The 8,428-nt window shown below is 55.2% G+C and carries 11 protein-coding genes; 8 read left to right on the forward strand and 3 right to left on the reverse strand.

Annotated features, from left to right (window positions below; all coding sequences use genetic code 11):
- From rimM to ACILQA_RS08040, 5 genes are all read left to right on the forward strand, one after another.
- A partial coding sequence (gene rimM / locus ACILQA_RS08020) for a ribosome maturation factor RimM (protein ID WP_395629226.1) occupies positions 1-355 on the forward strand: 355 nt, incomplete at its 5' end.
- A complete protein-coding gene (gene trmD / locus ACILQA_RS08025) occupies positions 352-1,092 on the forward strand; it encodes a tRNA (guanosine(37)-N1)-methyltransferase TrmD (protein WP_395629227.1) in 741 nt (246 codons plus the stop codon). The genes rimM and trmD, both read left to right, overlap by 4 nt.
- A 7-nt stretch (positions 1,093-1,099) precedes the next feature.
- Positions 1,100-1,492: a 50S ribosomal protein L19 gene (gene rplS / locus ACILQA_RS08030; protein ID WP_125230085.1), complete on the forward strand. Its 393-nt coding sequence runs from the start codon at positions 1,100-1,102 to the stop codon at positions 1,490-1,492.
- 172 nt (positions 1,493-1,664) lie between these two features.
- Positions 1,665-2,690, forward strand: a complete 1,026-nt coding sequence (locus ACILQA_RS08035; protein ID WP_395629228.1) for an aspartate-semialdehyde dehydrogenase — start codon at positions 1,665-1,667, stop codon at positions 2,688-2,690.
- Between the two features lie 4 nt (positions 2,691-2,694).
- The gene (locus ACILQA_RS08040; protein ID WP_395629229.1) at positions 2,695-3,342 is read left to right on the forward strand and encodes a 2-hydroxychromene-2-carboxylate isomerase; all 648 of its coding nucleotides are present in this window, start codon (positions 2,695-2,697) and stop codon (positions 3,340-3,342) included.
- Positions 3,343-3,351: 9 nt separating this feature from the next.
- Here ACILQA_RS08040 and ACILQA_RS08045 read toward each other — a convergent pair whose 3' ends face one another.
- From ACILQA_RS08045 to ACILQA_RS08055, 3 genes are read right to left on the reverse strand one after another with little or no spacing between them, the layout of a single operon-like run.
- Positions 3,352-4,908 (reverse strand): DHA2 family efflux MFS transporter permease subunit, encoded by a 1,557-nt coding sequence (locus ACILQA_RS08045; RefSeq protein ID WP_395629230.1) that lies wholly within the window; start codon positions 4,906-4,908, stop codon positions 3,352-3,354.
- Positions 4,883-5,929 (reverse strand): HlyD family secretion protein, encoded by a 1,047-nt coding sequence (locus ACILQA_RS08050; RefSeq protein WP_395629231.1) that lies wholly within the window; start codon positions 5,927-5,929, stop codon positions 4,883-4,885. The genes ACILQA_RS08045 and ACILQA_RS08050 overlap by 26 nt, the downstream gene beginning before the upstream one ends.
- Complete coding sequence (locus ACILQA_RS08055) at positions 5,922-6,362, reverse strand: MarR family winged helix-turn-helix transcriptional regulator (RefSeq protein WP_395629232.1); 441 nt, start codon at positions 6,360-6,362, stop codon at positions 5,922-5,924. Before ACILQA_RS08055 ends, ACILQA_RS08050 begins: the two co-directional genes overlap by 8 nt.
- 139 nt (positions 6,363-6,501) lie before the next feature.
- Here ACILQA_RS08055 and ACILQA_RS08060 point away from each other — a divergent pair, with 139 nt between their 5' ends.
- Genes ACILQA_RS08060 through ACILQA_RS08070 form a run of 3 tightly spaced genes read left to right on the forward strand, consistent with a single transcriptional unit; the run spans position 6,502 to position 8,349 of the window.
- The gene (locus ACILQA_RS08060; RefSeq protein ID WP_395629233.1) at positions 6,502-7,257 is read left to right on the forward strand and encodes an alpha/beta fold hydrolase; all 756 of its coding nucleotides are present in this window, start codon (positions 6,502-6,504) and stop codon (positions 7,255-7,257) included.
- The gene (locus tag ACILQA_RS08065) at positions 7,251-7,829 is read left to right on the forward strand and encodes a GNAT family N-acetyltransferase (RefSeq protein ID WP_395629234.1); all 579 of its coding nucleotides are present in this window, start codon (positions 7,251-7,253) and stop codon (positions 7,827-7,829) included. Before ACILQA_RS08060 ends, ACILQA_RS08065 begins: the two co-directional genes overlap by 7 nt.
- Complete coding sequence (locus ACILQA_RS08070; RefSeq protein WP_395629235.1) at positions 7,822-8,349, forward strand: hypothetical protein; 528 nt, start codon at positions 7,822-7,824, stop codon at positions 8,347-8,349. The genes ACILQA_RS08065 and ACILQA_RS08070 overlap by 8 nt, the downstream gene beginning before the upstream one ends.
- The last annotated feature ends 79 nt before the right edge of the window (positions 8,350-8,428 follow it).

Raw genomic sequence — 8,428 nt, forward strand, 5'->3', positions numbered from 1 at the left:
AACAAAAGACGGCGCGATTGCGCGCTTTGCCGAAATAAATGACCGCAATGCAGCGGAAAAACTGCGCAGCACATTGTTGACCGTGCCGCGCGATGCCTTGCCTGAACTGGGTGAGGGCGAATATTATTACAGCGACCTCCTTGGGCTTCCGTGCGTTTCAACCGATGGCACCGACCTTGGCAGCTGCATAGCCGTCGAAAATTTTGGCGCGAGCGACGTTCTGGAAGTCCAGATGCCGTCTGCCGATGGCAAGCCCGGCAAAAAGTTCATGGTTCCAATGACCGCCGAGGCTGTGCCGGAATGGGGCGCACAAGCGGGCGGACGCATAGTCATCGATGCCGACTTCGTCATATGACGTTCGCCGCCCAGATCCTGACGCTTTATCCCGAAATGTTTCCCGGTCCTCTGGGGATATCCTTGGCTGGCCGCGCGCTAGAAGAGGGCAAATGGTCCTGTGCGCCCATCCACATCCGTGACTTTGCGACCGACAAGCATCGGACCGTTGACGACACGCCCGCTGGCGGCGGGGCAGGGATGGTGCTGCGCGCTGACATACTCGCCGCAGCGGTCGATCACGCGTCTGCTGCGCAACCAAATGTACCCGTTTTGGCGATGACGCCGCGCGGCAAGACGATCACCCAAAGCCGGATCCGCGAACTTGCTGCAGGCCCCGGCGTTACTGTGCTTTGTGGCCGGTTTGAGGGCTTTGACGAGCGTATTTTTGATGCCCGACCCCATATTGAACAGGTTTCGATGGGCGACATCGTCCTTTCGGGCGGCGAAATTGGCGCTTTGATGCTGTTAGACGCTTGCATTCGGCTGCTTCCCGGCGTAATGGGCGCGTCTTCCAGCGGTGATGAGGAGTCCTTTGAACAAGGGTTGCTTGAATATCCGCACTATACCCGACCCAATGATTGGGAAGGGCGAATGATCCCTGAAGTGTTGCGATCGGGGGATCATGCGAAAATAGCCACCTGGCGGAAACAAAGGGCGGAGGAAGATACTCGGTTACGCAGACCGGACCTTTGGGGGCGTTACAAAGACGCCCGGGTTCAGCCTGCCTCTGACGTGCGACAAAAGAATAAGGATTAAATGGGGCATGAACCTCATCCAAACACTCGAAGCCGAAGCTATTGCAGCTTTGTCAGAAAACAAAAAAATTCCTGCATTCCGTGCAGGTGACACCGTCAAGGTGGGCGTGAAGGTCATCGAAGGTGAGCGCACGCGTATTCAGAATTACGAAGGTGTATGCATCGCACGTTCGAACAAGGGCATGGGCTCCAACTTCACCGTACGCAAAATGTCGTTCGGCGAAGGTGTTGAGCGCGTATTCCCACTGTACAGCCCAAATATCGACAGCATCGAAGTTGTCCGTAAGGGCGTCGTACGTCGTGCGAAGCTTTACTATCTGCGTGGCTTGACCGGTAAGAAGGCACGTATTGCCGAACGCCGTGACCCGCGTCCTATTAAAACCACCGAGGCTGCCGAATAAGGCAGGAGCCGCGTTGCGTTTCTAACCAAACACAAAAGGCCGGGCTCCCACAAAGAGCCCGGCCTTTTTTATTGTGTGTGCCCCGGCGCAGGCCGGGGTCCAGACTTCGGTATAGTCCTCCAGCGATAGCTGGACCCCAGCCTTCGCTGGGGAACACAAAAAGGAAGTTAACATGGGTTATCGTATCGTAGTTGCAGGCGCGACGGGCAATGTTGGCCGCGAGGTCGTCAATATTCTTGCCGAGCGCGCATTCCCTGCCGATGAAGTGGCTGTGCTGGCGTCATCGCGCAGCCAGGGCATCGAAATCGAATATGGCGATACCGATAAGATGCTCAAAATCCAGAATATCGAGAATTTCGACTGGTCGGGATGGGATATGGCGATTTTCGCCATCGGTTCCGAAGCGACCCAGAAATATGCACCGATTGCCGCTGCTGCAGGCTGTGTGGTCATCGATAACAGTTCGTTGTTCCGTATGGACCCAGATGTCCCGTTGATCGTGCCTGAGGTCAACCCAGACGCGATCGACATCTATAAGCGCAAGAATATCATTGCGAACCCGAACTGCTCGACCGCGCAGTTGGTCGTCGCGCTGAAGCCGCTGCACGATTATGCCAAGATCACGCGCGTCGTTGTCTCGACATACCAGTCCGTGTCTGGCGCGGGCAAAGAGGGTATGGATGAATTGTTCGAGCAGAGCCGCAACATCTTCGTCGGTGACAGCGCGGACGCGAAAAAATTCACCAAGCAGATCGCTTTCAACGTCATTCCGCACATCGATAGCTTCCTCGACGACGGCTATACCAAGGAAGAGTGGAAGATGATGGTCGAGGTCAAGAAAATCCTCGATACCAAAATCAAGCTCACCGCGACTTGCGTGCGTGTTCCTGTCTTTGTTGGCCACAGTGAAGCGGTCAATATCGAATATGAGCGCGAAATGTCTGCAGAGACTGCCCAAAACATCCTGCGTGAAGCGCCTGGCATCATGTTGATCGATAAGCGCGAAGATGGCGGCTACACCACACCTGTTGAAGCTGCTGGTGATGATGCGACCTATGTGAGCCGCGTGCGCGAAGATCCGACGGTGGAGAATGGTCTTGCGTTCTGGTGCGTCTCCGATAACTTGCGCAAAGGGGCAGCGCTGAATGCGGTGCAAATCGCCGAACTTCTTGGACGTCGGCATTTGAAAAAGGGATAAGTATATGGGGCTGCAAGCGGATGTTTTTTGGTCGTTTCGCAGCCCTTATAGTTATCTGGCGACGCGGCGTTATCGCGCGCTTGCGGAACAATATGACCTGACGATCAACTTGCGTCCGGTCTATCCTTTGGCGGTTCGTGAACCTGACTTTTTCGAACGCAGCCACCCTAATTGGTTGCGCTACACATTTACCGATATGTTTCGCGTCGCGCAGTTTCACGACATTCCATTCGGTCCGCCACGGCCCGACCCGATTGTGCAGGACGTCCGCACCCGTAAGATTGCTGATGAGCAGCCCTATATCTTCCGCCTGACGCGCTTGGGGCAGGCGGCGGCACGCCGGGGCAAGAGCCTCGCATTTTGTGATGAGGTATCACGCCTGATCTGGGGCGGTGCCGAAAACTGGCATGAAGGGGACCATCTGGCCGGCGCAGCGACGCGCGCCGGACTGGACTTGGCTGAAATCGATGCTGAAGCCCTGAATGATGCTGATACGCTCGACGCCGAAATTGCGGCCAATCAAGCGTCTCTCGAAGCATCGGGGCACTGGGGCGTCCCTACGTTAGTATTCGACGGCGAGCCCTTTTTTGGCCAAGACCGCATCGACATGGCGGTATGGCGGATGCAGCAAAAGGGACTGGCTGCGCGCTAAGCCTTATCGTCAGTCAGCCATAGCGGGTTGCTGTCCGGGGGCGGCTGCACCCGGCTTCAAAAAGAAGATCAGCGGGCTGATGACGATCAGCAATATCATCATCAATTTGAAATCATCGAGATAGGCGATCATTGCCGCCTGTCTGTTGATTTCCAGGTTCATCATTTGCAATGCGGCCTCTCCGATCCCGCCAAGGCGGTCAGCGCTCGCGGGGTCAATTGCGTTCATAGACGAAGACGTGACGTGCGATGCCAGGTCTTCATGGCTCGTCTGCATGTTGCGCGCCAACATGGTGGTCATAATGGAGATGCCAAAGCTGCCGCCCAGACTGCGGAAGAGATACAGCAGGCTGGAGCCATCTGTTCGCAGGCGCATCGGCAATGTTGAAAACGCGACGCCGTTAAGCGGAATGAAGACAAAGCCCATGCCAAAACCCTGAAACAAGCCAGTGTACACAATCCAGTGCCAGTCCATATTCAAAGACCAGCGTGTCATGATCCACATCGATGCTGCAGTCATTAAAAAGCCGGCAAAAACAACGATGCGCGGATCCAGCTTGTTGCCAATTTTCGCCGCGATGAACATAGCGAGCACGATGCCGACACCTCTGGGTGCCAGCAATATGCCGGTATCATATACCGAATAGCCATAAAGATTCTGCAGCATTGGCGGCAGCAACGCAAAGATACCGAACATCATCATGCCAACCAACAGCATCATATTCAGCGAGATAAAAAAGTTACGATCGGTGACCAAAAGCCGTTCAAACATGGGGCGATCAGTCGTTATTTGATGCATCGCAAACATCCAGAGCGCCGCCACGACAACCAACAGCTCAATGATAATTTCCCAACTTTGCAACCAATCCTCTTGTTGGCCGCGATCCAACAACAACTGCAAGGTGGCGAGGCCAATGGCGAGCATTGCAAAACCAAAACGGTCTAGTTCGCGGCGATTTATGGGGCGGGAAGGCAGTAACCACCATAAAAGGGCCAGCGTCGGAATGCCGATGGGCAGGTTAATGTAAAACACCCAGCGCCAGTTGTAATTCTCGGTCAGCCAGCCGCCAATCATGGGGCCCAATATTGGCGCAATCATGATGCCCATGCCCCAGATGGACATCGCCCGCGGCGCCTCCGACGGCTTATTGATATCCAGCATGATCGTTTGGGAAAGCGGGCCAATGAATGCCGCGCACACACCTTGGAAAATACGGAAAGCCACCATCTCGGTGAGGCTTGTCGCAATGCCGCACAGCATAGATGCGAGAATGAACCCGGCAACTGCGCCCAGAAACAGATTGCGTGAGCCGATCCTGTCGGCAAGCCAACCCGTAATGGGCATGGCCACTGCGCTGGCGACGATGTAGCTTGTTAACACCCAGGTGATGGTGTCCATCGTCGCGCCAAGGCTTGTCTGCATATGCGGGATGGCGACGTTGGCAATGGTCGAATCCAGAATTTGGATAATCGTCGCGCCCATGACGGCAAGCGTCAGCAGCCCCTTGTTTTTGACCGGATAAGCGGCTTGATCGAGCGGATTATTTATTGGTGTCGATGCGGACATGGGCCGACAATCCTGCAATCATTGCACGCTTTGGCTTGTCGGTAATCGATATCCGTACAGGGACGCGCTGCGTTACCTTGACCCAATTGCCATTCGCATTTTGTGCCGGAAGGACAGAAAATTCTGAGCCCGTGCCAGCGCCAATGCTTGCTACCTTACCGCGGACTTTTAGGTCGGGATATGCATCAAATGTGATTTCGGCAGGTTGGCCAACGCGCATATGCGCAAGATCGGTTTCCTTGAAATTGGCCTCAATCCAGCTTTTGTTGCTCGCGACAATCGTCACACCGGGCAATCCCTGCACCATCATTTGACCAGGCTGCAAACGATCGGCCTGACTTACGATGCCGGAGACAGGCGCGCGCACTTCGGTGCGCGACAGGTTTAGCATCGCCTGATCGCGTTGTGCTTGGCCAGCCTTAATCGCGGGGTTGATTCCCGGCGCTGCCGATCCTGTGGCGAGTGCCGCGCGCGCCTTGGTGGCGTCGGCTTGCGCCGCGGCAACGCGGCTGCGCGCATCGGACAAGGCATGTTCTGCGGCCTGCAACCTTGCACGGGTGGTAAAGCCCGTCTGCATCAGAGAGGATTGGCGCTGATACTCTTTCTCATAGAAAGCGACATCTTCACGTGCGCTATCGATATCGATACCCGTGGTTTGAAATTCGGTCTCGAGCGCCGAAACGCGCACTTGGGCAGCGGCAATGGCCGCGTTGGCCTGCTCAATCGCGATACGGTAAGGCTCTGGATCAATCCGGAACAACAGGTCGCCTTCTTTCACCACGTCATTTTCACGGACAGCGACTTCAACGATCCGCCCTCCAACCTCAGCGGAAATCGACACCTTGTCTTGCTGGACATAGGCATTGTCGGTCGACACATAATGGTCATTGGCAATGTAATAGGCAGTTGCTCCGCCAACCAGCACCAAAGGAACCGAAACCATTAACGCCAATCGGCCAAGGCGCCCCGACTTTGTCTTGGTCGTTGTCCCAGCATCAATTTTTGGATCAGCCTCAGCCATTCGACACCTCATGCGGTTTACGGGTTAAGTTGGCACGAATGACGTTCAACATTGCTTCCAATTCTGTTTGTTGCGTTGCATCCAAGCCGGCCAAAGCATCATCAAACAATGCAAGGGCGGTTGGTCGCAGAGCTTCAATTTTTTGTTCGCCTTCTGCCGTTAAGTGCAGCCGCCATGTACGGCGGTCATTGGGGTCCGCTCGGCGTTCGACGAGCCCCGCATCCTGAAGGCGATCCACCATTCTTCCGAGCGTGATCGGTTCGACGTCAAGCATATCGGCCATCGTAACCTGCGCGCTTCCATCGAAGCGCTTCAGCAGCGCCAGCACCCGCCATTGGGGCCGTGTCACGCCAACGGCGCGGGCACGTTCGTCGAAAGAACGCCGCAGCAAACGCGCCGCATCACCCAATAGAAAGCCTAAATCATCGCTCATGCCGTCAATATAATAGCCATGCTTATTATGTGCAATAATTTCTGCGTGCAGCCGACAAAAATATGGAAAACACTTTCCGGATTAAACGCCGCGTGCCAAACGATAGGGATCAACTGGCGACAGAAGAACGAACTGACTTATGATTGAATCCAACAGCTTCCATACAGACGACGGTACTGAAATCGTCTGGCGTGAAATGGGGCAGGGCCGCCCCTTACTCCTCATCCATGGGTTCATGTCTGAGGCAGACACCAATTGGATCAAATATGGCCATGCGGCGGCGTTGGCGGAGGCAGGGTATCGGGTCATAATGCCTGACCTGCGCGCCCATGGCCTCAGCGGTAAGCCGCATGCGCCAAGCTGTTACCGCGCCGACATATTGGCCGATGACCAATTCGCATTGCTCGCGCATTTGGGGATCGAAGATTACGACCTTGGCGGTTATTCATTGGGCGGGCGAACGGTCGCGCGGATGTTGGCGCGCGGCGCGCAGCCCGGGAAGGCAATCATTTCGGGAATGGGTCTACAAGGGCTGACGCAAACGGGAAATCGTGGCGCGCATTTCCGTGAAGTCTTTGACAATTTGGGGCATCATGAAAAAGGGACGGCTGCTTGGATGGCCGAGGCATTTTTGAAGACAACGGGCGGCGATCCATTGGCGTTACGCAATATATTGGAGACCTTTGTGGACACCAGCGAAGCCGAGATTGCCAGTTGGGAATTGCCGGTGGGCATAGTCTGCGGGGAACAAGATGATGACAACGGGTCTGCCGCGGCTCTTGCGGCGCTCCTGCGCCACGGGAGGCTGTTCTCCGTTCCCGGTAACCACATGAGCGCAGTTACCAAGCCCGAACTTGGTCAGGCGTTTGTTGCGGGGTTGACGACGACATGGTGATGCCAGACCACGCCGATTTGCAACCAACATTGGTTGGCGACAAACTATTGCTGCGTCCACTGACCGAAAACGACTGGGACGCGATATTTGCGGTGGCGTCTGACCCGTTGGTGTGGGAAGTGCACCCCGCATGGGATCGGTATAAAGAACCTGTGTTCCGTGAATATTTTGCGGGCGCGATGGCATCGCGCGGCGCGTTGGCTGTGATCGACCGCGGGACCAACAGCATCATTGGTGGCAGCCGATATGGAAATTACGCACCTGATCGTAACGAGATTGAAATTGGTTGGAGCTTTCTTGCGCGCACATATTGGGGCGGAGCCTATAACCGTGAGATGAAGGCGCTGATGCTTTTCCACGCCTTCCAATTTTTCGACAGCGTTCGGTTCAATATTGGAGCAACAAATGTGCGCTCGCGCCGCGCCATTGAGAAAATCGGCGCCCGCTTGGATGGAGAATATGTGCCGGAAGCGATTAACGGCGTGCCGCCAGTGCCGCATGTCATTTACCGAATGAGCCTGAATGATGCCAAAGCGGCGGACATGCTTTTGGAATCGAAGCACAATGGCTGAAAGCAAATTGGAACGCCGCTTCTGGAGGTTTTGGTTGAGTGGTTTGTTGCTGCTTTCACTGATGATCGCCATGGATCCGGCATTTTCGAACGAGATTTCGCCATTGGGAATGCGGGACCATCAAACCGCAGGAACTTCCCTGCGGGTGGATGCCATTCAAGGAGCCTGGCAAGCGGCCGGAGTTTTGAATCTCGCGAGATTTGGCATGGCCATCGACCTGATCTACATCGCGATTTATGCGTTCGGGGCCTATTGCGGGGGGCGGCTATTTTCACAATCACCAAAGCCAGTGTTGCGGCGGCTTGGTTGGGTCATTGTTGCTTCGGCAATTATCGGCGGCGCGGCCGACGGCATCGAAACATTATGCCAATTTGTTCAAATAATGATGCTGGGGGGTGATGATCTTTTGGCTGGGGTCGCAGCCACTGCGCAGCCGGTTAAAACCATCGCATTTCTCGTTACGTTTTTTGGCCTGCTGATGGCGTTATACATTCGACGAACAACGCGCCGCGCGGGTTGACGCCGCCACATGAAAGTTTCACCATCGGAACATATTGTTTTCCGGGAACCCTTCATGAAAAATCTAGTATCGATCGCCG

The sequence above is a fragment of the Sphingorhabdus sp. genome (assembly GCF_044239005.1).
Classification (GTDB): Bacteria; Pseudomonadota; Alphaproteobacteria; order Sphingomonadales; family Sphingomonadaceae; genus Sphingorhabdus_B.

Excerpts from the sequence above, each read along its gene's own strand:
- trmD (WP_395629227.1), top strand. The coding sequence starts at position 352 with ATGACGTTCGCCGCCCAGATCCTGACGCTTTATCCCGAAATGTTTCCC.
- rplS (WP_125230085.1), top strand. The coding sequence starts at position 1,100 with ATGAACCTCATCCAAACACTCGAAGCCGAAGCTATTGCAGCTTTGTCA.
- ACILQA_RS08035 (WP_395629228.1), top strand. The coding sequence starts at position 1,665 with ATGGGTTATCGTATCGTAGTTGCAGGCGCGACGGGCAATGTTGGCCGC.
- ACILQA_RS08040 (WP_395629229.1), top strand. The coding sequence starts at position 2,695 with ATGGGGCTGCAAGCGGATGTTTTTTGGTCGTTTCGCAGCCCTTATAGT.
- ACILQA_RS08045 (WP_395629230.1), bottom strand. The coding sequence starts at position 4,908 with ATGTCCGCATCGACACCAATAAATAATCCGCTCGATCAAGCCGCTTAT.
- ACILQA_RS08050 (WP_395629231.1), bottom strand. The coding sequence starts at position 5,929 with ATGGCTGAGGCTGATCCAAAAATTGATGCTGGGACAACGACCAAGACA.
- ACILQA_RS08055 (WP_395629232.1), bottom strand. The coding sequence starts at position 6,362 with ATGAGCGATGATTTAGGCTTTCTATTGGGTGATGCGGCGCGTTTGCTG.
- ACILQA_RS08060 (WP_395629233.1), top strand. The coding sequence starts at position 6,502 with ATGATTGAATCCAACAGCTTCCATACAGACGACGGTACTGAAATCGTC.
- ACILQA_RS08065 (WP_395629234.1), top strand. The coding sequence starts at position 7,251 with ATGGTGATGCCAGACCACGCCGATTTGCAACCAACATTGGTTGGCGAC.
- ACILQA_RS08070 (WP_395629235.1), top strand. The coding sequence starts at position 7,822 with ATGGCTGAAAGCAAATTGGAACGCCGCTTCTGGAGGTTTTGGTTGAGT.